Here is a 23,354-nt window from a genome sequence, read left to right as displayed (position 1 = left end):
GGAAGATTTTTGTTAAAATATATTAAAAGAAAGAAAGAAAGAAATAATGTGAGGATTAAAAAATGAGAACTCCTAAGATATATAATGATTTAATTAAGAATAAAGAAATAACAAATAAAATTATTGCAGAATGTATATATTCTGTTAATAAAAGAGCAAAAAACTATCGAGATAAAATAGAAGATTATAAGCAAGCTGGATTCTATAGATACAAAGAAAATAATATTGAAAATGCAAAAGAACAGAAAGAAAAATACTATAGTATGAAAGAAGATTTATTATTAAACTTCAGTCCAAAATTAATTCATAAACAGTATGCAGGTGAGAAAAGACAACGAGTCTATAGTTATCAAAAAAATTATGAAAAACTATATAATGAAAAAAGAAATGATATTGTTTGGGAAAATAGTTACTATGACTACGATAGAAATAAGGAAGTTGAATTTTTTGATTATAGCTTAGGTGAGAAAAAATATTTATATTTCTTGTATTATGAAATCGGTGAATATAGTTTTCATACCCCAATTACAGAAGAAAGGGTAGAAAAAAATACTCAATTGGAAATCAAAGAAATAGATGAGAATTTTCAAACTCATGGAGCTGATATAGTAGATTTACTTTCAACTCAATTTGTTCAAAAAGTAATAGACTTGTTAGATAGTGGAGATTATACAATTATAGAATAATTAAAAAAATCTTCTTACGTTTGTAGGAAGATTTTTTGGATTCACAAAACTAGTTTAAAAGACTACGCTATTTAAACCATTTTTGAGAATGCATATCGGACTATACCAATTGCGCCGAACACGGTATCGAACCATGTATAAAAAATCGTGATTATTGATTTTTTAAACTTAGGAATTACAGGAAAAACTAAAAATTTATTTGGTCAACCACTGGTCAATTTCCTTAATTTCAATACTAACTAGCGTGTGATAATATCTTGATTTAATCGCTTTTTACTTATTTATTTTAACTTATTTTAACGCTAATTTACATGTAGGGGGCATCTAAACAACAGGAAAAAGCCTTGATTTACAAGGCTTTTTTGTTTGTCTATAACTGATTTGCCCTACATTTAAATCTATCTTTTCTTTTTGAATCAAATTACATCTTAACAAATAGTGTAAAGCCAGTTACTTTTGCTTTGATGCCATACAATATTTTCATGTAGAGAAGACAAATTTTATCTTCTCTTTTTATTTTCAAAATGATAAAAACTGATTTTCTTTTCATGAATCAGACTGAAACTTCCAAATTGTTTATTTATTTTATTGACATTTTCTATAAAAATAAGTATAGTATAGTTTTATTAACAAACTATACTATACTATATAGGGGGTATTGAAATGAAATTTTCTAATCGTTTATTGCTATTCCTTGCAGGAGTTATTTTTGTCTTTTTAGCACTCTTTCTATTTATAGACCCAGTAGCTAATCTTGTTGCTTACAGCTGGTGGATTGCATTTGGTTTACTGGTTTCTTCTATAGCAGCTATTTTAGGCTATTTCTTTGCACCAAAAGAGCTTCGCTCACCTGTTTATCTTTTCCAAGGATTTGTTAGTCTTCTCTTAGCTCTTTACCTCGTTGCTTATGGCTTTGTGACCCTGCCGGTCGTCATTCCGACCATTGTAGGAATTTGGTTAATTGTAGAAGCCATTATTGCTTTCTTTAAAGGCAATCGTCTAGAATTGATTTTCCCTATTATTGGTAGCAATATCACGTGGGTAGCCTTGCTTGAATTTTTACTAGGTCTAGTGATTCTGTTCAATCCAGTGGCTACAGGTGTCTTTGTCTTTTATTTCATTGCCTTTGCATTTTTAGTTACTGGCTTCACCTACATTATTGAGGCCTTTCTTAAATAGTCTAGTTGCTATTTCTATCGCATTCAAAAAAGCTGGGAAATCATATTCTCAGCTCTTTTTGTTGCCTCCTTAGCTCAGTTGGGGCATCTAAATCAACAGGAAAAAGCCTTGATAACCAAGGCTTTTTTGTAGTCTTAGCACTCACTCTTTATTGGAGGCTGGGACAAAAGTCCTAGCCTCTCAATTGTCTTTGGATTATCGAACAAGACGCAGTGGTTGAGTGGGCTCTACTACGCTGATTTCATCAGCTTTTAAAGCCCTACTCAACTGTGCGGAGGTGGGACGACGAAATCGAATTCTAACGAATTACCGGTTTCTGTCCCACTCTCTATCCATGAGGCTGAACTCTATATTCTGAAACGGTTTGGCCGGTCCACTTTTTAAAGACCACTTCATACCCTTCCATTTCATTGCCATTTTCTGTTATAATAAATTGTACATCATAACTAGAAGGAACCTACTATGACAAACCTTATCAAACATAAACGTGTAGAATTTTCAGAACTTTTTTATGACCTAGTTTTTGTTTTTGCAATTTCAAAAGCAACTACTTTAATTGAGCATCTTCATAACGGTATTTTGACTTGGAATTCTTTCCTTGATTTTTTCATGTCTGTCTTGGTTCTCACCGATTCCTGGATGATTCAAACCGTTTATACCAATCGCTATGGAAAGAACTCCTTAATTAACATGGTAATCATGTTTATCAAAATGGGACTTTTACTCTTTATAGCCAATATGATTGGACCTGATTGGCAACAATATTTTCATTATCTTTGTTGGGCTGTTGGTACATTAACCTTTACCTTATTTTTTCAAAATTTGGTTGAGTTTTTTAGAAAATCAACTGATGATGTTGATCGGGAAAGTATCAAAGGTTTTCTATGGATAACAGGTCTAGGAAGTTTAGGAGTCTATCTAGCAGCTCTTCTTCCTATTTACGTTGGAGTCTCTGTCTTATTTGCTAGTATTCTGCTAACATTTATTATGCCAATTATCTTGCTTAGTAAAGATAAGCATTACCAGGTAAATCTCCCCCATTTAATCGAGCGCATCTCCCTTCTTGTCATTATTACGTTTGGAGAGATGATTATGGAGCTAGCTAACTTCTTTACAATCGAGAATTTCTCGATTTATTCGGTTCTTTATTTCATTATTATGCTTTCTCTGTTCTTGTTTTATTTTGGTCAATTCGACCATGCTATTGATGAAAAATCTAATCAAAAGGGACTATTTCTAATTTACAGTCACTATCCTATTTTCATTGGACTTATTATGATGACCGTTTCGATGAGTTTTCTTCTGAATCCTGAAGCTAATCTTCTCTTTGCAACCAGCTTCTCTTATATCGGATTTGGCCTCTTTCAAGCTGCTGTCCTAGTAAATGGGCCCTATAACAAACACTATCTTCGCTATTCGAAAAGTTACTACTGTGTCCAAGCGACACTCTATCTGGCTGCCTTGATTCTCTCTTTAATCTTTGCTTCTAATCCTATAATAGTAGTGAGTATAACAACCATTTTAGCTCTAGCTATAGCCATTCATTTTATTTATTTTTATGTGACACAGAATAAAAAATATTCCAAATCTAACTGGGGGTTCTTTTAATGAGTTTATAACATAAAAAAGCTTTGGGAACCAAGGCTTTTTTGATTTCTATCTAAACTTTTTCATAACGTATTTTCGTGCAGGTGCTTCAATGGTTTGAACGATTTCAAATCCTTCTTTTTGATAGAGGTGCTTAGCTGCTTGATTTGCCTCGAAGACATTTAGAGAAATACTGTCTATGTCTCCACTTTCAAAGGCCAAACTAACAAATTTCTTTAAAGCCTGGCTACCTAAGCCTTGCCCCTGTTTCTGGGGGTTGATAAAAAATCTTCCAATATGAAGATTGCTGTCTTCTAGCCTGATTTTCTGGATAAGTCCGACAAACTCGTGTCCATCAAAGATAGAAAAAACTCCTTCCAAGTCTTGCAAGGCTTGGATAGTCAAGGGGAAAAAAATCATTGTTCCCATCCATTGTTCTTGAAATGATTTGCCTAGGGAGTTGGACCATTGGCATACGAGCTGAGCATTTTCTGTGCTCACCTTTTCTTCAAAACGAATTGTCATCTTGACCTCACCATCTCATCTATATTTCTCCATTATACTACTTCTCCCATTTTTTACGAATAGATAAGTATGATTAATTTTTATTTTTTTCTTGTCGGGAGCATTCTCGCTTCCTTTCTTGGTTTGGTCATTGACCGTTTTCCAGAGCAATCCATTATCCGACCTGCTAGTCACTGCGATTCCTGTCAGACTCCCTTGCGTCCCTTAGATTTTATTCCGATTCTCTCGCAGGTCTTCAATCGCTTTCGCTGTCGCTACTGCAAGGCTCCTTATCCTGTCTGGTATGCCCTTTTGGAACTAGGCTTAGGTCTCCTATTTCTATCTTACTCTTGGGGCTTCCTTTCCTTGGAACAAGTCATCCTAATCACTGCTGGTTTGACCTTGGGCATCTACGACTTTCGCCATCAGGAATATCCCTTACTGGTCTGGATGACTTTCCACCTAATCCTCATGGCCTGCTCTGGCTGGAATCTGGTCATGATTTTCTTCCTTGTCCTTGGAATTTTGGCTCATTTTATCGATATCCGCATGGGAGCAGGGGATTTTCTCTTTTTAGCTTCTTGTTCTCTTATCTTTAGCGTAACCGAATTACTCATCTTGATTCAGTTTGCTTCTGCGACGGGCATCCTAGCCTTTCTCCTGCAAAAGAAAAAGGAAAGACTTCCTTTTGTGCCTTTCCTCTTACTCGCTACTTGTGTGATTATTTTTGGTAAGCTACTGCTTGTTTGATAAAGTCCAATTTCTGCCATATGTCCTTCATGAAATTATTTCACAGTTAAATTATAAATTATTTCTTTTATACAAAGGAATGATGTTATCAAATCGATCTGTTCTTCTATCTTCTTGATACTGATCAAAAAATTTCATTTCGACTGAAAATATTTCGCTTATAAACTGTAAACGAATACTTTGTTTAGACATTATAGTCGCTAGACTGACTAGATGATTACTCAAAACGACGTCCAGAATACTCTTTACTTTGCTTGGTTTTTTAACAAAAATTTGATCATCCAGAGGTTCTATCATTTTGTAACCTTTTTGCGCAATTTGACGATAAAAGTAAGAATGTTGCTTTGGAGTCAATAATCCTAACTTAAAAGCTCGATACTCTAAAGCCTGTATCGAAACATTCAAATCCGACTTCAATAAAATATAACTATCAGGATTGCTGACACGCTTGCCAACCCTCTCTTCAAATTTGACTAAAAACTCTTCTTTTGGCAATAAAAAACATGATGCAAAATAATTTGCTTCTTGCTCCAAACGATCGCCATCTTCATTCATATCTTTATATTTGTGTAAAAGAATATGTCCTAGCTCATGAGCTAAGTCAAAATTTCGACGTACAGATGATTTATTCGTTCCCAACACAATATAAGGTCTTCCCAATTTTGACCATGCGCTATAAGCATCAGCTTGGCCATTAATTAATCGTTCCACGATATAGATGCCTGAACGTTCTAATTTATAAAGCAAATCATGATTATCTTTTGAAATACCTAATTTTTCCCTGGCATAAAGAGCCAATTCCTCAATGGATTCTCCCTTATGATAAGATTCACTCACTACATTACTTAGGTCATGAATTGTAATATTAGGTATAATTACAAAACTTTCAAAATAATCAATCAAACTATCTACCTTATGTAAATACATAGTTTGAATATCTATTGTTTTCCGTGTTGCTAGGTCTGCATTTCTAAAGGCAATTACAGAAGAATCAAATCGAATACTTTCTTCTTCTTGTTCAAAATAAGTTAAATCAACATGAAATTGGTTGGCCAAATGCATTTTGGTTGATAATTTAGGTTTCGTTTCGTTGGACTCAAACTGCCAAATGGCTTGTTCCGTTAAATCAATTCTCTGAGCTAATTCTGCTCTACTTAAACCATTTAACAGCCGTAATTCTTTCAATACCCGACCATTAAACATTTACATACTCCTTACTACTTTTGACCTTCTTGTTTTTCTATTCTTGGAATAATTTCAAAATCTTCTGTTTCCGATAATTCTGAAAAATTAGGAATATTTTGATATTTAGCTTCTTCGAAATGGTACGAACTTGATTGAATATACTCAGACAAATCTTGAATCAAGTGTAACTGACCAGTTCGTGCATCAGGCATAACAACATCTACAGATATAATATTGTTTTCTGAGTCCGCCTCATAAGTTAAAATCATAAATTTTTCGATATTAGAATTTTTAGTAGCTTGTTCAATTTCTTGAATCATTTCATCAGAAACTAACTCCATCTGAATTGGAAAAGAATGACTATCTTCATCATTTTTATAGGAAGAATGTTGATTAAGATAAAGTGTATTCATCTGAGCATATTCAAATAAGTAGCCACTCTTATTTTTTTGTACCAAAGGAAATTGGTTCGTAAGTCGCTTCTTACCCTTTATAATTAACAATACTTTCCCATATTTTTCTGTATTTGTTTCAAATTCTAAATATCCCCAAGTCTGTCCTGCTAATTTTAATTTATACTCAAACAAATCTGCTGATGCAAATGCAGTATCAATATGATTAGGTCGCGTCCATGCATAACCATTCGACACTATCATGGTCTCTCTTTTTTCTATACGTTCATCTACATAATCTTTTTGCCCTTTCATCAAAGTATCTACAATTTTTTGTGCCTCAAGCGAATCAAAGAGATCCTGATTCAACATAATTCTTCCTCCTTCAAATTCTTTTTAATGAATTATATCATTTTCTTAAAGAAATTACTACAATAATTAGCTTTTTCTTAAAGTTGCATATCAGAGTAATTTAGAAAATTATATCTTCTATAGTAAAATCAATTAAAAACTGAACAAATTTATTGGGAAATTCAAATCACTTTCTTAAAATATTTTAGGAATCATAATGTACTATTCCAGATTCAATTCATTATAAAACTAGCCTTTCTCCTGCAAAAGAAAAAGGGAAGACTTCCTTTCGTGCCTTTCCTCTTACTCGCTGCTTGTGTGATTATTTTTGGTAAGCTACTGCTTGTTTGATAAAGTCCTGAATCGGCTCTCCTTGATGGAGAGCTTTTACAATTTTCGAACCAACGATAACACCATCTGACACCGCATTAAAGCGTTCTACATCAGCTTGACTAGATACGCCAAATCCTGTCAAGACGGGGATGTCAGCCACTTGATGCAATTGTGCCAAGTGCTTGTCCAAGTCTGCACGGTAATTACCAGATTTCCCTGTCACCCCATTGATGGCAACCGCATAGACGAATCCTTCTGCTCCTTCAATCAACTCTTTTTGACGCTCAAGTCCTGTTGTCAAACTAACTAGGGGAATCAAAGCGATGTCTGTATCTGCCAAATAAGGCTCCACAAAATTGGCATGCTCATGAGGAAGGTCTGGAATGATCAAGCCCTTAACCGCTGTATCTGCCAAATCTTTGACAAAGTTCTCCACACCGTACTGAAAGAGGGGGTTGAAGTAGGTCATGATGACAAGTGGAACCTCTGTTTGAATGGTTTTCAAGGTTTCAACCAAAGCCTGGGTAGAAGTTCCGTGGGCTAAACTGCGCAAGCCAGCTTCTTCGATAACAGGTCCATCTGCGACAGGATCTGAAAAAGGAATACCCACTTCAATTGCAGAGACACCCAAATCTTCTAAAAAGTGGATTGTTTCAGCGAGTCCATCCAAACCTTTCTCGTGGTCTCCTGCCATGATATAGGGAACGAAAATTCCTTTTCCAGCTGCTTTTATAGCCTTCAATTTTTCTGTTAGTGTCTTAGGCATGAGCTTCTCCCTTCTTTGCTGCATCTGCTTCCAAGCGGTCTTTGACTTGAACCACATCCTTGTCACCACGACCTGATAGACAGACTATCATGGATTTGTCTGGTCCAAGTTCTTTAGCCAATTTCACCGCAAAGGCGATAGCATGGCTAGATTCCAAGGCTGGGATAATCCCTTCCACACGAGACAAGAGCTGGAATCCTTCCAAGGCTTCCTCGTCCGTCACAGGGACATAGCTAGCACGTTTAATATCGTGGTAGTGAGAATGTTCTGGACCGATACCAGGATAGTCCAAACCTGCTGAGATAGAGAAGGCTTCAAGAATTTGACCATGGGCATCTTGGAGCACATCCATGAGAGAACCGTGAAGAACACCCGGACGACCCTTGGTCAAGGTAGCTGCGTGGTGCTCCGTATCCACACCAAGTCCTGCTGCTTCAGCCCCATACATAGCCACAGACTCATCTTCTACAAAGGGATGGAAAAGCCCGATAGCATTAGAACCACCACCAACACAGGCTACTAAAGCATCTGGCAGATCTTGACCTGTCATATCGCGATACTGTTGTTTAGCTTCTCTACCGATGACACTTTGGAAGTCACGAACGATTTCTGGGAATGGATGAGGCCCCAAGGCAGAACCAAGAATATAGTGGGTATCATCGATATTAGCTACCCATGAACGAAGGGCTGCATTGACCGCATCCTTGAGCACGCGCGAACCGTCTGTCACTGCCTCAACCTTAGCTCCCAAAAGCTCCATACGGAAGACATTGAGGGCTTGGCGTTTGACATCTTCCTCACCCATGTAGATGGTACATGCCATGTTAAAGAGGGCTGCAGCAGTTGCAGTTGCCACACCGTGCTGACCAGCACCTGTTTCAGCGATAATTTTCTTTTTACCCATGCGTTTAGCCAGAAGAACTTGTCCCAAGGCATTGTTAATCTTGTGGGCCCCTGTATGGTTAAGGTCTTCACGTTTAAGATAAATCTTGGCTCCGCCGATATGCTGGGTCAAGTTTTTTGCGTAGTAAAGAGGAGTTTCACGCCCCACATACTGGCGCAAAAGTTGGTTTAATTCCTCTTGGAAACTTGGGTCTGCCTGACTTTCACGATAAGCCTTTTCCAACTCCAAAACTGCTGTCATCAATGTTTCTGGGACAAAACGTCCACCGAATTTTCCGTAAAATCCATCTTTATTTGGTTCTTGATATGCCATTCTTTACCCTCTCTATAAATCTTCTAATCTTTTCCTGATCTTTTTGTCCATCTGTCTCCACTCCGCTCGATACATCGACTGCATAGGGAGTAAAATGTTGAATTGCTTTTACGACATTGTCTTCATTAAGCCCACCTGCGATAAAGAAAGGCTGAGTTAGTCCAATCGTATTCAGTTGACCCCAATCAAAGGTCTGGCCACTCCCAGCCACAGGGGCATCAAAGAGGAGATAATCTGCCTGAGAATTGGGTACATGACCCTCTCCATCTACCTGCACAGCCTGAATACTGGCACAAGGCAAATTCTCAAACAAATCATCTGCCACCTGACTGTGAACTTGAACCAAGTCCAAGCCAACTTTTTCAATCGCTTCTAGCAATTCTGCCCGACTCGGTGAAACAAATACACCAACCTTTTTGACATCTGCAGGAATAAGCTTTGCCAGCTCAGCAGCCTGATCCAAGGTCACCTGTCTTTTACTAGCTGCAAAGACAAAACCGATGTAGTCCGCCCCTGCTGAAACAGCTGTCTCCACCGCTTCTTTGGTCGATAATCCACAAATCTTAACCTTTGTCAATCTGCAACTCCTTGATTCTCTGGGCCACATCTTCTGCCTGCATAAGAGCTGTCCCTACCAAAATTCCGTTAAAGTATGGGGCTACTCGTTTCGCATCCTGTCCTGTAAAAATAGCTGATTCAGAAATATACAAGCAATCATCTTTGAAGTGTTTAGCCAAGTCTACACTGGTCTCCAAATCGACCTCAAAGGTGGTCAAGTTGCGGTTATTAACCCCAATAATCTGAGCACCGAGTCTGTGAGCTACCTCTAGTTCAGCTAGATTGTGGGTTTCCACCAAGACTTCCAGACCAAGCTCTGTCGCATAGTCATAAAGTTCCTTAAGACGTTCTTCGGACAAGGCAGCCACAATGAGTAAGATAACTGTCGCACCTGCATTGCGAGCTCGGATGATTTGCTTTTCATCGATAATAAAGTCCTTGTTAAGCGTCGGAATCTGTACCTGACTGGAAATCTCCCGTAGATAATCCAAATGCCCTTTAAAGAAAACTTCATCTGTCAGAACAGAAATCATCACTGCTCCGTTCGCTTCATAAGTCTGGGCCTGTTGCACAATATCCACATCGAGATTGATATCTCCCAGACTAGGGCTAGCCTTCTTAACTTCAGCGATTACCTGTAGATGGTCTTGGTGTTGTTTTAGATAGTCAGCCAAGCGATAGGTCTGGCGCAGGGGTTGAATTTCCTCCAGCTCCATCTGCTCAACCTCACGCGCCTTCTGCTCCAAGATTCGTGCTAAAAATTCCTGACTCATTTTTGGTGCTCCTGTAACAGTATGAGTTTTTCAAGGGCCTTGCCACTAGCAATGACTTGACGAGCTAAGGCAACTCCTTCCTTGATACTAGCTACTTTACCATTAGCATAGAACCCAAGACCAGCATTTAAAACTGTCGTTTCCAAGAATGGACTTGGTTCATTTTTAAGAACGCTGAGCAAAATTTCTGCATTTTCCTGAGCATTCCCACCACGAATATCTTCCATAGCATAGCCTTCCATTCCCAAATCCTCTGGAGTAAAGCTTGACAAGCTGATTTCGCCATTTTCAAGCAGAGCAATCTTGGTTGTTCCATTCAAACCAGCTTCATCCAATCCTTCTGGCCCAGCAACCACGATAGCACGTTTACGACCCATATTTTTCAAAACCTGAGCTGTACTTTCTAGCAATTCTGGACGACTAATTCCAAGAAGCTGTGTTTCCAAGGCCATTGGATGAATCAGGGGACCAGTCAAGTTCATGATTGTTGGAATTCCTAGTTCCAAACGAGCTGGCATGATGTATTTCATTGCTGGGTGCATATTTTTAGCGAAGAGAAAGACGATTCCAGTTTTATCAAAGACCTTACCTAGTTCAGCTGGTTTGAGGTCAAGATTGATGCCCAAGGCTTCGAGGACATCTGCAGAACCAGATTTAGAAGAAATCGAGCGGTTACCATGTTTTGCCATGTGAACACCGCCACCAGCCAAGACAAAAGCTGCAGTTGTGGAGATGTTAAAGCTGAAAGACTTGTCACCACCTGTACCACAGTTGTCCATGGCATCATGAATCTCAGTTGGAATATGTCGGGCATGCCCTCTCATGACTTGGGCAATGGCTGTGCGTTCTTCAGGTGTTTCCCCCTTCATCTTAAGAGCTAAGAGGAGAGAAGCAATCTGCGCCTCCGTTACACGGCCAGTTACGATACGCTCGATGACATCCGTCATTTCCACACCTGATAAATTTTCAAATTTTGCTAGTTTTTCAATAATCTCTTTCATCCTAGTTTCCTCACTTTACAACCTTCTCGATAAAATTCCGAATAGAAGACAAGCCATCTGGCGTTCCAATGCTCTCTGGATGGTACTGGAAGCCATAAATCGGTAGGTTTTTATGTTGAATCCCCATGATGGCTTGGTCATCAATCGAACGAGCTGTCACTTCAAAATCTTCTGGCATTTCCTCAATTAAAATACTGTGGTAACGCATGACCGCACGACCATCCTCAATACCTTGATACAAAACAGATGGCGCTTCAAAGCTGATATTGCTCTGTTTCCCATGCATGACTTTGGGAGCCAAGCCTAGCTTACCGCCAAAGACTTCTGCAATGGCTTGGTGACCCAAACAAATCCCAAGAATCGGCTTCTTGCCAGCAAAATCACGAATCATGTCTTCCATCTTTCCAGCATCAACTGGCCAACCTGGACCAGGAGAAAAGACCAGACCATCTGCTTTTTCAGCTTCTTCATACAGCTTGGGATCATCATTTCTCAAGACCTGAACTTCTGCAAAATTCCCAATGTATTGGGCCAAGTTATAGGTAAAAGAATCATAGTTGTCAATCAATAAAATCATGGTCTTAGTTCTCCAATTCTAGTCATAGATTTTGCTTTGTTAATGGTTTCTTGGTATTCGTTTTGGGCGATAGAGTCGTAGACAATCCCTGCTCCAGCCTGCACATAGGCTGTTTGATTTTTGAGAATCATAGTTCGGATGGCAATGGCCAAATCCATATCACCCGTCGCAGACAAGTAGCCGATTGCTCCTGCGTATACACCCCGTTTTTCTGTTTCCAGTTCATAGATGCGTCTCATGGCCCGAATCTTTGGTGCTCCTGACACTGTTCCAGCAGGAAGTGTTGCTTTCAAGGCATCCATGGCAGTGAGTTCTGGAAGCAAACGCCCCTTGACCACGCTGGTCAAATGCATAACATAACGGAAGAGCTCCACTTCCATATACTTAGTGACTTGGACACTGGCCGTTTCAGAGATGCGACCAATATCATTTCGCCCCAAGTCTACTAACATCCGATGCTCTGCTGTTTCCTTCTCATCCGAAAGTAGGTCTGTCGCCAAAGCCTTGTCTTCTTCATCCGTAGCTCCTCTTGGTCGTGTCCCTGCAATCGGATTGGTTGTCACGATGCCATTTTTGACAGAAACCAAACTTTCTGGACTGGCACCGATGATTTGATAATCCCCAAAATCATAGAAATAAAGGTAATTAGAAGGATTAGTCACGCGGAGATTTCTGTAGAAGTCAAATGGATTTCCAGTAACTTCTGCTGAGAAGCGCTGGCTGAGTACGCATTGGAACATATCCCCGTTACGAATCAAGTCACGAGCTGTTTCCACCATTTCCTCAAACTTCTGAGGAGCGATATGGGGTTTGAAGTCTAACGGAGATAGATCCAAGTCTTCAAATTCATTTGGAGCAGGAATGCGTAATTCCTCAAGCACTTGGTTCAAGGCTTTTTCCAAGGCCTCTTGACTACGCTCACTATAGAGAGCCTCCTCGATGACATGAATTTTTTCCTTCTTATGGTCAAAGACCATGTAACTCTCATAGACGAAGAAATGCATGTCTGGTGTTCCAATAGTATCTTCAGGAATTTGACCAATTTCTTCATAAAGCGAAATCATATCGTAACCAACAAAACCAATTGCCCCACCACCAAAAGGTAGCTCTGAATGGTGCTGGCTCTTATGAGTCACTTCATAAAGGAAATCCAAGGGATCACGATCAATCACTTGCCCATTTTGATAGAGAACTCCATTTTCAAACTTAATCTCAAAAACTGGATTATAGGCTAAGATAGAAAAACGAGCAGTTTCCTTGTCTCTCGGAATACTTTCTAAAATAACCTTGTGTTGCCCCTTTAGACGCATATAAGCCAAGATTGGTGATAAGACATCTCCATGAATGATTCGTTCCATTGTAATTTCCCTTTCAGTTCTACTTCTAGTCCGTGGCGACTGTATGAAAAATCCCCACGCAAAATAACTTGCGTGAGGACGAAATTCGCGGTGCCACCTCAATTATAGGATTTCTCCTATCTCTCATTCCTGTCTTAGAAAGATTCTGTAACAGGCTGTGCGATAAAGGGCACTCCCTTGAGAATTATGTTTTCTTCTCTCGTTTCAGATGGACCCAACCTTACAACTTTCTCTGCTTGTTTCCAGCGACCACAAGCTCTCTGTGAGAGAAAAGACTGTAAATTTTCCATCTTTTATTTTTTAGCTTCAAGGTAGGCTGCAATCGCAGCTACGTCCTTGTCTCCACGACCAGAGACATTGATGATGATAATGTCGTCTTTACTTAGTTTCGGTGCACGTTTAACTGCTTCTGCGATAGCGTGCGAACTTTCAATCGCTGGGATAATTCCTTCAGTCTTGCTGAGAAGGAGGAGAGCCTGAACAGCTTCTTCATCCGTCGCAGCCACATATTCCACGCGACCTGAATCTTTAAAGTAGGCGTGTTCTGGGCCAACCCCTGGATAGTCCAATCCAGCTGAGATAGAGTAAACTGGAGCTAACTCTCCATCTTCCTTAAAGACTGCATAAGTCTTCATGCCGTCGACAATTCCGATACTACCCTTTGTCATAGTAGCTGCGTGCTTATCTGTATCAAGTCCATGACCAGCAGCTTCGACCCCAACCAATTTAACTTCTTCATCAGTCACATACTGTGAAAATGCACCAATAGCATTGGAACCACCACCTACACAGGCAATAACGTAGTCTGGTAAACGACCTTCTTTTTCTAAAATTTGACGGCGAGATTCTTCACTGATGACCTTTTGGAACTCATGGACAATAGTAGGATAAGGGTGAGGTCCAACAGCAGATCCCAGAACGTAGAAGGCTTCAAGGTCATTCATCCATGCTCCAAAGGCTGCATCAACAGCATCTTTGAGGGTACGAGTCCCTGTTTCAACTGCGTGAACAGTTGCTCCCATCATCTCCATACGGAAAACATTGAGACGTTGACGCTCCACATCCTCTGCCCCCATGTAGACATCACAGGCCATACCAAACTTGGCTGCAGCCGCTGCTGTCGCAACACCGTGCTGACCAGCTCCTGTTTCCGCAATTACTCGTTTTTTGCCCATGCGTTTAGCCAAAAGAATTTGTCCTAAAACGTTGTTGAGCTTGTGAGAACCAAGGTGGTTAAGGTCTTCACGTTTGAGATAAATCTTAGCTCCACCTAGGTGCTCTGTCAAACTTTCCGCAAAATAGAGCGGTGTTTCGCGACCTGAATAGTCCTTCAAGTAATGACGAAATTCTGCCAAAAACTCTGGATCATCCTTGTACTTATCAAATGTCACTTCCAATTCATCCAACAAAGCCTGAATCGGCTCCGGTACAAAACTACCACCAAATTGTCCAAAATAACCTTTAGTTGTCATAAAATTTTTCCTCTTTCCGTATGAATCCGGCCGTTTTGTTTGCTTTTAGTAGTAGGCAAGGAGCTGCAGATAGAACTCAAGTTCATCAAAGCGACTTAACGCCCTAATAAAAGATAAACAAAACGACGGATAGAAAAAAGCCCACACACAGAAAATACTTCCGTGTGAGGGCGTTGGTAACGCGGTGCCACCTCAATTATAAAGGGACTATCCCCTTTACATCTCTACCTTGTCTAACAACAAGTTGCACTGTAAGGTGTGCGCACCGAATTTTCATTGTTTCAAATTCATTTTTAAAATCAGCCCACTTTCACTACTTCCAACCACCTGTTCACAATCACCACAGGCTCCCTGAAGATCAAAAATAGTTACTTTTCTGATTTATTGAACTTATTTTAATACTTTGTTTTTCCTTTGTCAAGACTTTTTTACAATTTTTTTGAAAGATGTGTGATTCGAATGTGATAATGTCTTTAGTAAATCGAACGTGAAAATGTCCCACTTGTTGGAAATTGGATCCAACTCAATAGAAACTGAATAGATGCTAAACAGAACTTACTTTAGAACACTCCATCTTTTCCATTAGGATTTTCAAGAATTAAACAATACTAGAAACTCTGTCTCCTAACAAGTTTAGTAGAAACTTCAACAGATGTGACACTTTCCCCCTTTATAATTGCTAATACCCCTTCAATCATTTCTTGAGCTAATTTAACATAATTAGGAGAAATTGTAGATAAAGCTGGAGTATAATATTGAGAAATTGGAATATTGTCAAATCCGATTATTGAAATATCATCAGGAATGGTAATTTCCTTCTCATAGCAAGAACGAATCAATCCCTGTACTTTTTCATCACCGGATACAAAAATCAAATCAGGATAATTTTGATTAGATAGATGTCTTGTAGCATATGAATAAACAGAATCTATTGTAGTTAGACCATATACTACTTTCAAATCCATTTCATAGTTATTATCATTTAAAAAAGCACGAACCCCTCTCTCTCGATCAATATTAACAAGGGATTCTCCTCCCATAAGTAACCACATACTATTAATGTTTTCTTTTGATACTAATTTCATCATGTCATAAGTGGCCTGAAAATTGTTGTTAGAAACATACACAACATTAGGTGTTCTAGATTCTCCAAAAACTATGAATGGCATTTTATTCTTTTGCAAGTAATTAATCCGAATATCTTCTTTACTTTCATAAAATACTATTACACCATCTATCAAGCTTCCTGTACTCGAGATTATTGAATTACTAATTGTATCTTCTTCACTAAAATATTCAACAATAGCGTTAACACCATACTCTTTACAAGTTTGTAAAACTTTATCTAATAAAGTTTTAAACCAAATTAAAGGAAAAGAGTCGATTTTTTTTACAGAAATCAATATATTTATAGCTTCTTTTTTAGTTAAATTTTTTGCATACGCATTTGGAATATACGACAATTCCTCTATAACTTTTTGAATCGCTTGATAAGTTTCTTCTTTAACATTTACTCCACCATTAATAACTCGTGAAACTGTTTTTGGAGAAAAACCTGATAAACGTGCAATATCATAAATAGTTACCTTTTTCCCATTTATATTTTTCATTTCAGTCCTCCATTACGAACATTCTAATATTACTATACAATATTTAATTTTTTTTAACAAGAGAATTTTGTAAATTATTTAAGATCCACAAATTCACAAAATTAATTTTACAAATATTCTTCCCCTTCAAAAAAGTTTAAATTGCAATTCACACCTTTATTTTTAAGAATGTTTCCAACTTCACGACAAATAAATTCATATGAGAAAAAACTACCATAAAATTGTAGATTAACTTTTTCAGTAAAAATTGTTGGATTTATAAAAATATATAATAGCCTGTCAATGTAACATTCTAACATAGACTTAATTTTTTCTTTAAAAATAACATTTGTTATCAACTCATCAGGAGGTAAATGAAAGGGAAACACCATTTCACAAATATCATAAAAAGAAATAAATTTGTATACTTGTATCAAACAATTATTATCAAAATATTCTATTTTACCTAAATCAAAATAGATTTTAAAATCTTTCATAAAAACCTCTGAGCAAAAATCTACTCAAAAATTAGATGATTAAAACATCTAAAAAACAAAAGGACAAAAACATCTGTCCCTTTGTTTACTAAATTTCAGCTGATTTCCTCAACATAAATCACACCAACAATATTAGCAATTTCTTCCATTAGTTTAAGGTGCTCAAATCTACCTGATAATTCCAGAGTAATAAATGATGCGATTTTTTTGTCTGGAACATCAAAATATTCAATTCTTTCTGAATTAACATCTCCAAATGCAGTTCTAGAATCAGTCATTCTAATGCCATTCTCAGCACAGTATACTAGTACCCGATTATATGCCTCTGTAGATCTAACAACGATATACAATTCGATTATCTTTGAACGACTTTGAAGATATTTTTTTAAAGGTTGGAACATAGTTATAACACTCCAAACAGACATTGCTCCTAGTACGGCTCCTTCATAAAAACCAACACCTATAGCTAGACCGATTCCAGCTGAAGCCCATATTCCGGCTGCAGTTGTTAAACCAGTTATTTTCTTTTTATCTGTAATAAGTATTGTTCCAGCCCCAAGAAAACCAACACCTGATATAACTTGCGCACCTAAGCGTGTAGGATCTCCTGTACCAAATTTATAAGATACATACTCATTAGTCATCATAATTAAACATGCAGCCAGACAAACAATACTATGTGTACGAATACCTGCTGGTTGAGATTTACTTCCTCTCTCTAAACCAATTACTCCACCAATAACTAATGACAGTACAATTCTTAATACAATTTCGATATATGATAGTCCTAAGCTTGTTGCATTCATTATTATTTCCTTTTCCTACTAGCTGGTCTCTGAGTAAAGTATAATACAGAACCAGAAATTATCATTAATACAATAGTATAAACGAATACAAGTGCTTGAGCATTTGAAGTTGCTGTTTCATCACCTGCTGAACGAATAGTTATACCCAACGGTTGAGCTAATGGATGGTAAAGAAATACAGATAAGTCGAAGTCAGTTAATAAAGAGTTAAAGTTTAAAGCAATAACAGAGAGAACAACCGGTAAAATAAATGGAATGATAACCTTCATCATAGTATAAAAAGGTGAAGCACCCATACTTCTTGCTGCATCTTCCATCTCATCATCAACACTAAATAAAATAGCACGTACCATTCTATAAGAAAATGGGATTTTTACAACTATATATGCAATAAGTAGAATTACCAAACTACCTACCAAAATCTGATTCAAGACAAGAAATTGTGGCTGATTAAAAGTAAATAATAAACTTACTGCTAAAAGTGTACTTGGTAGCAACCAAGGAAGTAGAGCACCATATTCAAATAAGAAATCAAAACGAGCTTTATGTTTTCTTACAACACGAGCAAATACAACTGCGAGAATTGTTGCTGTTGTCGCAGCGATAATAGAGTAAATAAAGCTGACCAAGAATGGAGAGAATGCCACACTATTACTAAAGAATAAGCGATAATTCTCTAAAGTAAAGTTTGATAATGATAAGTTACCTGTTTGAATTGCAACAGGATCTGTAAATGAGTATAAAACTATAAAAATTAGTGGAAGCATGAAAACTGTGAACAATCCATATGCTACAATGTGAGCAATGATATTCCAAGGCTTAGACGCAATTTTTTGTTTTTTTAGAGGCGCTTTAGTCTTAGAGATAGAAATATAATTTCCACCTTTTTCTATCTTATTCATGATAGTAAGCAAAATTGTAGTTGCAATACCTAAAATAATTGCAAGTAAGGCAGCTAAATCACGAGAATTCCCCATCCCTGCAAATGTAATAATCATTGGATTTATAGTTTGAAATCCTTTACCACCAACAATCATGGGTGCTGCTACTGCAGATAGACCACTAAGAAAAACCATAATAGTAAGTGCAAATAGAGTTGGAATTAAGGTTGGTAACACTACTTTTCGGAAAACAGTAAATGGTTTTGCTCCCATATTTCGAGCAGCCTCAATAGTGTGATAGTCAACGCTTCGAATTGTATTTGTTAAAAACAATGTATGATTAGCAGTTCCTGAAAATGTCATAATGAATAAGACTGCACCATACCCAATAAACCAGTTAGGGTCTAAAGAAGGGATAACATTTTGTAAAAATTTTGTTATCAATCCATAAGGACCATAGACAAATTTATATCCAGTCGCTAAAACCACTCCTCCATAAATTAAAGAGGTCATATAACCTAATTTTAAAATTTTAGCACCTTTAATATCAAAGTACTCTGTAAATAGAACACAAAGAATACCTACGATATTAACTGTAATAATGAGTGAAAATGCCAACTTAAAACTGTTCATAATACTCTGAAGTGCCCTTTGAGATTTTAGAACACGATGTACAGCATCAAGGGAAAATTCTCCTCCTTTTACAAATACATTCACTACTAGATCAAAGTTTGGATAAATAATAAATGTTACTAAGAACCAGATTAACCCTAAACGAATAAGCCAATCTTTTAAATTTAATTTATGACGCATACTGCACCTCCTTAAAATTGCAGAACGTCTGATGGTGTGATAAATAATTCCACACTTTCTCCGACAGATCTAATAGCAGCCTGACTATCAATACTTGTTACATTAAGAATCTGACTTTCAGAAACTTTTATTGTATAGTGAATTGTAACTCCAGAAAACTCAACATCAATAATTGTCCCTTTTAGAATGAAATCTTGTTCAGTTTCACGATTGAATCGAACTTTCTCTAATCGAATGTATCCTTTTTTATCTTCTAAGAAAACGCTTGCATTTTTCAGTAATACTTCGTGGACTGTTTCATCGGTCAAAACATTAATATCTCCAATAAAATCACATACAAATTCAGTTTGAGAATTATGATAAATTTCTACTGGTGTACCGACCTGTTCGATGTATCCATTGTTAAAGACTGCAATTCTATCAGATAAAGTCAAGGCTTCTTCTTGATCATGAGTAACATATAAAGTAGTAATACCTAACTCTTTTTGAAGTCTTTTCAACTCTTTTCTCAAATCTACACGTAATTTTGCATCAAGGTTTGACAATGGTTCATCTAGACAAAGAATTTTAGGTTCAAGAACCAGAGCACGAGCCAATGCTACCCTTTGTTGTTGACCCCCAGATAATTCTGATACATTACGCTGTAACTGTTGATCAGAGATCTTAATTTTTGCTGCTACTGCTGATACTTTTGCTTTAATAACATCTGGAGCTACCTTCTTAACTTTTAAACCAAATGCAATATTATCAAAAACAGTCATAGTTGGAAATAGCGCATAAGATTGAAATACAATACCAATTCCACGCTTTTCAGGTTCCAAATGAGTGACATCTGTTCCATTAACTTCAATACTTCCTGATGATGGATCTAGAAAACCTACCAATGCTCTCAAAGTAGTTGATTTACCACATCCTGAAGGCCCAAGAAATGTAAAAAATTCCCCTTCATGTATATCTAAATTCAGATTATCAATTGCAACAAAATCACCATATTTAATTTGAATATTATCAAATTTAATCATCTCACTAACTCCCTCTATTACTAAACCAAAAGCCTCTCTTTATTTCTTCCTTAAATTTAGAAATAATAGAGAGACTTGGACATAAAAATTAAATTATTTCTTATTGTACGTATTCTAATTCAGCTTTTTCTACCCATTCATCCAAATGCTTTCCAACAGCTTCCCAGTCAATATTTTGTGGTTTCACTTGATCAACAAATTTTTTCGTATCTTCAGGTAACTCTGTTAGGGCATCTTTATTTGCAGGAATAGATCCAAAGTTCTTACTATATTCTACTTGAATTTCTGATTGACCAAACCAATCAATAAATTCTTTAGCTAACGCTTGTTTTTTACTAGTGCTTAAAACCATAGTTTGTTCAGTTACAAATGGTACACCAATCTCAGGAGTCATAACTTTGAAAACAACATTTTGTTCTTTTTGTCCAACTAATGCACCAGAACCCCACATCATTCCATATTGTATTGGATCTTCTTTGTCTAACATCTTAACAATTGAACTTTCTCCCTTTTGAAGAGTGTATGCATTTTTCAAATATTCTTTTGCTGCTTCCCAACCTTTTTCGGAAACACCTAATTCACCTTTATCATCAAGGTATCGAACTAAGATACTTGCTAGAATTGCCCGTCCTGTACCACCTTGAAGACCAGAAATTGAATATTTACCTTTATACTTACTACCTAATTCAGTCCAATCTTTAGGCATTTCTTTTACATCAGGCGCCCCAATTAAAACTAATGGTTGAACAATCACAGGATTATAATAATTATCTTTATCTGATAAAGATTGATCAATTTTATCTAACCATTTAGGTTTGTACTGGACTAGTAATTTTTGATCTCTAATTTTATTTGAATCAACAGCACCAATTCCAAATACCATATCTGCAACTGCATTATTCTTCTCGGCAATAACACGGTCTGCTAATTGAGCGCCAGGAATATCAACCATTTTTATATTAAAACCAGCTTCTTTTGCTTTAGCAGTTAACCAATCACCACGACCATTTGAAACTGAGTTCGAATAGATTACTAATTCTTGACTTTTATCAGCTTTTTCTTCAGATGAAGAAGCAGTCGTAGAATTTGAACCTCCAGAGCAAGCAGCAAGTGTAGTAAGAGCAACTCCCGTTGCAAGTACAGTAGACCAAACTTTCATTTTTTTCATGATAAGTTCTCCTTTTTTATTATTTTATTTAAATTTTTCGTGATATGGAACAAATTGTCTCATATCTTCAAATACAGTATAGTCAATACGATTTACAGTAATAGTTGGAATCTTCTCTAATAAAATTTCAGTTAATTCTGCTCTGACTTTAGTAAACTCTTCTTCCTCCTCTTCGGTTAAAGGAATTCGAAGATACCCAATTGAAATATGGAATTGATATCTATCATGATTAGGGAAACGAACACCTGCTTTTTCTGAGACATAAGTACGAATTTCTTCTAATCTCTTTGCAGAAGCTTCATCTGCAGGTTCAACTAATATGTTTTGTTTTCCCATTTCAGTTACACGCATATGAATTTCTTCATCCAACAATGGAAAAATTTCAAGTTGTTTAGCAAAGTAATCATGTATTTCCTGTAAAGGTGTATCTAGAGGAAGATTACTGCTCCAAAACTCCGTTTCACGATTTTCATGGCACAACAATTCAATTACAGTCATGTGAATAGAATTCCTTGGAGTTAAAGTAAACTTATCGATAAATGGTAATTCTCTATAACGTGATTGAATAATATCAACAACTTCCATCAAATCTTGTTTAGTATAAAGATTTGCTACAACAGTATTTCCTGGAAAATGATTAAATTCTCCATTTTCTTTGAACTTAATTTTTGTTAGGTTTTTCATATAAAGACCCTCTTTTTTATATTTGACACCGGTGTCATCTATGCTTATATTATATAACGAAACCGTTTACTTTGTCAAGCGCTTTCAAACATTTTTTAAAAAAATTTATCTTTCATTAAATATGCATTTCATTAAAAGTTTAAGTAATTTTTCCAAAATACAGCACTCATATAGACAGTATCATCAATTATAGCCATTGGGATTTTTTGATTGCCAATTCCATGTATCTCTACACATGTCTTCAATCGATTTTGTTGTCCTCCAATTTAATTCCTTATATGCTTTGTCTGCATTTGCATAACAAGTTGCAACGTCTCCTGAACGTCTTGGAACTATTTTATAAGGAATAGGGACCTTATTAACACTTTCAAATGTATTTACAAGTTGTAATACACTAGTGCCTTCTCCCGAGCCTAGGTTATAGATATAAACATCTGTTTTTTCAGATACTTTTTCTAAAGCTTTTATATGTCCTATTGCTAAATCTACTACATGGATATAATCACGCACACCAGTACCATCAAGCGTATCATAATCATTTCCGAACACACTTAGCTCTGACAGCTTACCTACCGCTACTTGTGCAATATAAGGCATCAAGTTGTTAGGAATTCCTGAGGGATCTTCCCCAATCAAACCAGACTCATGAGCACCAATTGGATTGAAATAACGAAGCAACGCAATACTCCATTCTGAATCTGCCACATGAACATCTTTTAAAATTTGTTCAAGCATCACTTTCGTATACCCATAAGGATTTGTCGCACTTGTTTCCATCGTCTCAATTAGGGGTGACTGATTGTTAATTCCATATACAGTCGCACTTGAAGAAAAGACAATCTTTTTAACATTAAATTCTGACATCACTTCAACAAGTGCTAATGTACTCATAATATTATTTTTGTAGTACATCACAGGCTTTTGCACGGATTCTCCGACAGCTTTATAACCTGCAAAATGAATTGCAGCATCAATCGATTCTTTTTCAAAAACTTTTCTCAATCCTTGTTTATCACAAACATCTAATTCGTAAAACGCAGGACGTTGCCCTGTAATTGCTTCAATACGATCTAGCACCAAGATGCTAGAGTTCGAAAGGTTGTCGACAATGATGACTTCCTTTCCTAAATTTAGTAATTCTACTACGGTATGGCTACCAATATAACCAGCTCCGCCTGTTACCAATATTGCCATTTGGGTTTCCTC

Annotated in this window: 23 protein-coding genes, 1 pseudogene and 1 other annotated feature; of the genes and pseudogenes, 5 read left to right on the top strand and 19 right to left on the bottom strand. The window is 36.9% G+C overall.

The features are described from left to right. The first annotated feature begins 62 nt into the window (after positions 1–62). The 3 genes from O3636_RS01745 (at position 63) to O3636_RS01735 (ending at position 3,473) form a co-directional block, all read left to right on the top strand. Positions 63–686, top strand: a complete 624-nt coding sequence (locus O3636_RS01745) for a hypothetical protein (protein WP_153193056.1) — start codon at positions 63–65, stop codon at positions 684–686. 663 nt (positions 687–1,349) lie between these two features. Next, complete coding sequence (locus O3636_RS01740) at positions 1,350–1,865, top strand: DUF308 domain-containing protein (protein WP_371641462.1); 516 nt, start codon at positions 1,350–1,352, stop codon at positions 1,863–1,865. Between the two features lie 462 nt (positions 1,866–2,327). Then, the gene (locus O3636_RS01735; protein WP_371641461.1) at positions 2,328–3,473 is read left to right on the top strand and encodes a low temperature requirement protein A; all 1,146 of its coding nucleotides are present in this window, start codon (positions 2,328–2,330) and stop codon (positions 3,471–3,473) included. Between the two features lie 48 nt (positions 3,474–3,521). Here the strand turns inward: O3636_RS01735 and O3636_RS01730 are convergent, their stop codons facing one another. Further along, positions 3,522–3,977 carry a GNAT family N-acetyltransferase gene (locus O3636_RS01730; protein ID WP_371641460.1) on the bottom strand — a complete coding sequence of 152 codons (456 nt, stop codon included), beginning with the start codon at positions 3,975–3,977 and terminating at the stop codon, positions 3,522–3,524. A gap of 69 nt (positions 3,978–4,046) precedes the next feature. Between O3636_RS01730 and O3636_RS01725 the strand changes: the two genes are divergently transcribed. Next, positions 4,047–4,706 carry an A24 family peptidase gene (locus tag O3636_RS01725; RefSeq protein ID WP_371641459.1) on the top strand — a complete coding sequence of 220 codons (660 nt, stop codon included), beginning with the start codon at positions 4,047–4,049 and terminating at the stop codon, positions 4,704–4,706. 51 nt (positions 4,707–4,757) lie between these two features. Here the strand turns inward: O3636_RS01725 and O3636_RS01720 are convergent, their stop codons facing one another. Both O3636_RS01720 and O3636_RS01715 read right to left on the bottom strand, forming a co-directional pair. Next, entirely contained in the window at positions 4,758–5,909 is a 1,152-nt protein-coding gene (locus tag O3636_RS01720; protein ID WP_371641458.1) for a helix-turn-helix domain-containing protein, read from the bottom strand. Positions 5,910–5,923: 14 nt separating this feature from the next. After that, on the bottom strand, positions 5,924–6,655 hold the full coding sequence (locus O3636_RS01715) for a hypothetical protein (protein ID WP_071478875.1): 732 nt from the start codon (positions 6,653–6,655) through the stop codon (positions 5,924–5,926). Between the two features lie 228 nt (positions 6,656–6,883). Here O3636_RS01715 and O3636_RS01710 point away from each other — a divergent pair. Next, positions 6,884–6,985, top strand: a pseudogene (locus tag O3636_RS01710) (prepilin peptidase); the annotation flags it as partial. Here O3636_RS01710 and trpA read toward each other — a convergent pair. The 16 genes from trpA to galE all read right to left on the bottom strand — a co-directional run bounded on the left by trpA (position 6,957) and on the right by galE (position 23,342). Next, positions 6,957–7,733: a tryptophan synthase subunit alpha gene (gene trpA / locus O3636_RS01705; RefSeq protein WP_371641457.1), complete on the bottom strand. Its 777-nt coding sequence runs from the start codon at positions 7,731–7,733 to the stop codon at positions 6,957–6,959. The pseudogene O3636_RS01710 and the gene trpA overlap by 29 nt on opposite strands. Then, on the bottom strand, positions 7,726–8,949 hold the full coding sequence (trpB, locus tag O3636_RS01700; protein ID WP_371641456.1) for a tryptophan synthase subunit beta: 1,224 nt from the start codon (positions 8,947–8,949) through the stop codon (positions 7,726–7,728). Before trpB (O3636_RS01700) ends, trpA begins: the two co-directional genes overlap by 8 nt. Next, complete coding sequence (locus tag O3636_RS01695; RefSeq protein ID WP_371641455.1) at positions 8,927–9,526, bottom strand: phosphoribosylanthranilate isomerase; 600 nt, start codon at positions 9,524–9,526, stop codon at positions 8,927–8,929. The genes trpB (O3636_RS01700) and O3636_RS01695 overlap by 23 nt, the downstream gene beginning before the upstream one ends. Further along, on the bottom strand, positions 9,513–10,280 hold the full coding sequence (gene trpC, locus O3636_RS01690; RefSeq protein ID WP_371641454.1) for an indole-3-glycerol phosphate synthase TrpC: 768 nt from the start codon (positions 10,278–10,280) through the stop codon (positions 9,513–9,515). The genes O3636_RS01695 and trpC overlap by 14 nt, the downstream gene beginning before the upstream one ends. Then, entirely contained in the window at positions 10,277–11,281 is a 1,005-nt protein-coding gene (gene trpD / locus O3636_RS01685) for an anthranilate phosphoribosyltransferase (protein WP_371641453.1), read from the bottom strand. Before trpD ends, trpC begins: the two co-directional genes overlap by 4 nt. A gap of 10 nt (positions 11,282–11,291) precedes the next feature. Further along, positions 11,292–11,858: an aminodeoxychorismate/anthranilate synthase component II gene (locus tag O3636_RS01680; RefSeq protein ID WP_371641452.1), complete on the bottom strand. Its 567-nt coding sequence runs from the start codon at positions 11,856–11,858 to the stop codon at positions 11,292–11,294. Beyond that, positions 11,855–13,216, bottom strand: a complete 1,362-nt coding sequence (gene trpE / locus O3636_RS01675; RefSeq protein WP_371641451.1) for an anthranilate synthase component I — start codon at positions 13,214–13,216, stop codon at positions 11,855–11,857. Before trpE ends, O3636_RS01680 begins: the two co-directional genes overlap by 4 nt. Before the next feature lie 293 nt (positions 13,217–13,509). Continuing rightward, a complete protein-coding gene (gene trpB, locus O3636_RS01670) occupies positions 13,510–14,688 on the bottom strand; it encodes a tryptophan synthase subunit beta (RefSeq protein ID WP_371641450.1) in 1,179 nt (392 codons plus the stop codon). 163 nt (positions 14,689–14,851) lie between these two features. Beyond that, positions 14,852–15,082, bottom strand: a binding site (T-box leader). Positions 15,083–15,296: 214 nt separating this feature from the next. Beyond that, positions 15,297–16,298 carry a LacI family DNA-binding transcriptional regulator gene (locus O3636_RS01665; protein ID WP_371641449.1) on the bottom strand — a complete coding sequence of 334 codons (1,002 nt, stop codon included), beginning with the start codon at positions 16,296–16,298 and terminating at the stop codon, positions 15,297–15,299. Positions 16,299–16,405: 107 nt separating this feature from the next. Then, entirely contained in the window at positions 16,406–16,774 is a 369-nt protein-coding gene (locus tag O3636_RS01660; protein WP_023943875.1) for a hypothetical protein, read from the bottom strand. A 95-nt stretch (positions 16,775–16,869) separates the two neighbouring features. Further along, on the bottom strand, positions 16,870–17,580 hold the full coding sequence (locus tag O3636_RS01655) for an MgtC/SapB family protein (RefSeq protein WP_371641448.1): 711 nt from the start codon (positions 17,578–17,580) through the stop codon (positions 16,870–16,872). Between the two features lie 2 nt (positions 17,581–17,582). Next, positions 17,583–19,274, bottom strand: coding sequence for an ABC transporter permease (locus O3636_RS01650; protein WP_371641447.1), 1,692 nt, complete (start codon positions 19,272–19,274; stop codon positions 17,583–17,585). Between the two features lie 11 nt (positions 19,275–19,285). Then, positions 19,286–20,296 carry an ABC transporter ATP-binding protein gene (locus O3636_RS01645; RefSeq protein WP_033679773.1) on the bottom strand — a complete coding sequence of 337 codons (1,011 nt, stop codon included), beginning with the start codon at positions 20,294–20,296 and terminating at the stop codon, positions 19,286–19,288. Positions 20,297–20,396: 100 nt separating this feature from the next. Beyond that, on the bottom strand, positions 20,397–21,464 hold the full coding sequence (locus O3636_RS01640) for an extracellular solute-binding protein (RefSeq protein ID WP_000738376.1): 1,068 nt from the start codon (positions 21,462–21,464) through the stop codon (positions 20,397–20,399). A 24-nt stretch (positions 21,465–21,488) separates the two neighbouring features. After that, a complete protein-coding gene (locus O3636_RS01635) occupies positions 21,489–22,148 on the bottom strand; it encodes a DUF1868 domain-containing protein (RefSeq protein ID WP_000793811.1) in 660 nt (219 codons plus the stop codon). 183 nt (positions 22,149–22,331) lie between these two features. Beyond that, positions 22,332–23,342 (bottom strand): UDP-glucose 4-epimerase GalE, encoded by a 1,011-nt coding sequence (galE, locus tag O3636_RS01630; RefSeq protein WP_371641446.1) that lies wholly within the window; start codon positions 23,340–23,342, stop codon positions 22,332–22,334. Positions 23,343–23,354 lie beyond the last annotated feature (12 nt).

Source organism: Streptococcus sp. 27098_8_76, from assembly GCF_041432315.1.
Taxonomy (GTDB): domain Bacteria; phylum Bacillota; class Bacilli; order Lactobacillales; family Streptococcaceae; genus Streptococcus.
Note: the sequence above shows the minus strand (reverse complement) of the source record. Positions and strands in the feature narration are given on the sequence as shown.

Excerpts from the sequence above, each read along its gene's own strand:
- trpE (WP_371641451.1), bottom strand. The coding sequence starts at position 13,216 with ATGGAACGAATCATTCATGGAGATGTCTTATCACCAATCTTGGCTTAT.
- O3636_RS01715 (WP_071478875.1), bottom strand. The coding sequence starts at position 6,655 with ATGTTGAATCAGGATCTCTTTGATTCGCTTGAGGCACAAAAAATTGTA.
- O3636_RS01645 (WP_033679773.1), bottom strand. The coding sequence starts at position 20,296 with ATGATTAAATTTGATAATATTCAAATTAAATATGGTGATTTTGTTGCA.
- O3636_RS01665 (WP_371641449.1), bottom strand. The coding sequence starts at position 16,298 with ATGAAAAATATAAATGGGAAAAAGGTAACTATTTATGATATTGCACGT.
- O3636_RS01725 (WP_371641459.1), top strand. The coding sequence starts at position 4,047 with ATGATTAATTTTTATTTTTTTCTTGTCGGGAGCATTCTCGCTTCCTTT.
- trpC (WP_371641454.1), bottom strand. The coding sequence starts at position 10,280 with ATGAGTCAGGAATTTTTAGCACGAATCTTGGAGCAGAAGGCGCGTGAG.
- O3636_RS01730 (WP_371641460.1), bottom strand. The coding sequence starts at position 3,977 with ATGACAATTCGTTTTGAAGAAAAGGTGAGCACAGAAAATGCTCAGCTC.
- trpD (WP_371641453.1), bottom strand. The coding sequence starts at position 11,281 with ATGAAAGAGATTATTGAAAAACTAGCAAAATTTGAAAATTTATCAGGT.
- trpB (WP_371641456.1), bottom strand. The coding sequence starts at position 8,949 with ATGGCATATCAAGAACCAAATAAAGATGGATTTTACGGAAAATTCGGT.
- O3636_RS01640 (WP_000738376.1), bottom strand. The coding sequence starts at position 21,464 with ATGAAAAAAATGAAAGTTTGGTCTACTGTACTTGCAACGGGAGTTGCT.
- O3636_RS01745 (WP_153193056.1), top strand. The coding sequence starts at position 63 with ATGAGAACTCCTAAGATATATAATGATTTAATTAAGAATAAAGAAATA.
- trpA (WP_371641457.1), bottom strand. The coding sequence starts at position 7,733 with ATGCCTAAGACACTAACAGAAAAATTGAAGGCTATAAAAGCAGCTGGA.
- O3636_RS01740 (WP_371641462.1), top strand. The coding sequence starts at position 1,350 with ATGAAATTTTCTAATCGTTTATTGCTATTCCTTGCAGGAGTTATTTTT.
- O3636_RS01720 (WP_371641458.1), bottom strand. The coding sequence starts at position 5,909 with ATGTTTAATGGTCGGGTATTGAAAGAATTACGGCTGTTAAATGGTTTA.
- O3636_RS01680 (WP_371641452.1), bottom strand. The coding sequence starts at position 11,858 with ATGATTTTATTGATTGACAACTATGATTCTTTTACCTATAACTTGGCC.
- trpB (WP_371641450.1), bottom strand. The coding sequence starts at position 14,688 with ATGACAACTAAAGGTTATTTTGGACAATTTGGTGGTAGTTTTGTACCG.
- O3636_RS01650 (WP_371641447.1), bottom strand. The coding sequence starts at position 19,274 with ATGCGTCATAAATTAAATTTAAAAGATTGGCTTATTCGTTTAGGGTTA.
- O3636_RS01735 (WP_371641461.1), top strand. The coding sequence starts at position 2,328 with ATGACAAACCTTATCAAACATAAACGTGTAGAATTTTCAGAACTTTTT.
- O3636_RS01635 (WP_000793811.1), bottom strand. The coding sequence starts at position 22,148 with ATGAAAAACCTAACAAAAATTAAGTTCAAAGAAAATGGAGAATTTAAT.
- galE (WP_371641446.1), bottom strand. The coding sequence starts at position 23,342 with ATGGCAATATTGGTAACAGGCGGAGCTGGTTATATTGGTAGCCATACC.
- O3636_RS01655 (WP_371641448.1), bottom strand. The coding sequence starts at position 17,580 with ATGAATGCAACAAGCTTAGGACTATCATATATCGAAATTGTATTAAGA.
- O3636_RS01660 (WP_023943875.1), bottom strand. The coding sequence starts at position 16,774 with ATGAAAGATTTTAAAATCTATTTTGATTTAGGTAAAATAGAATATTTT.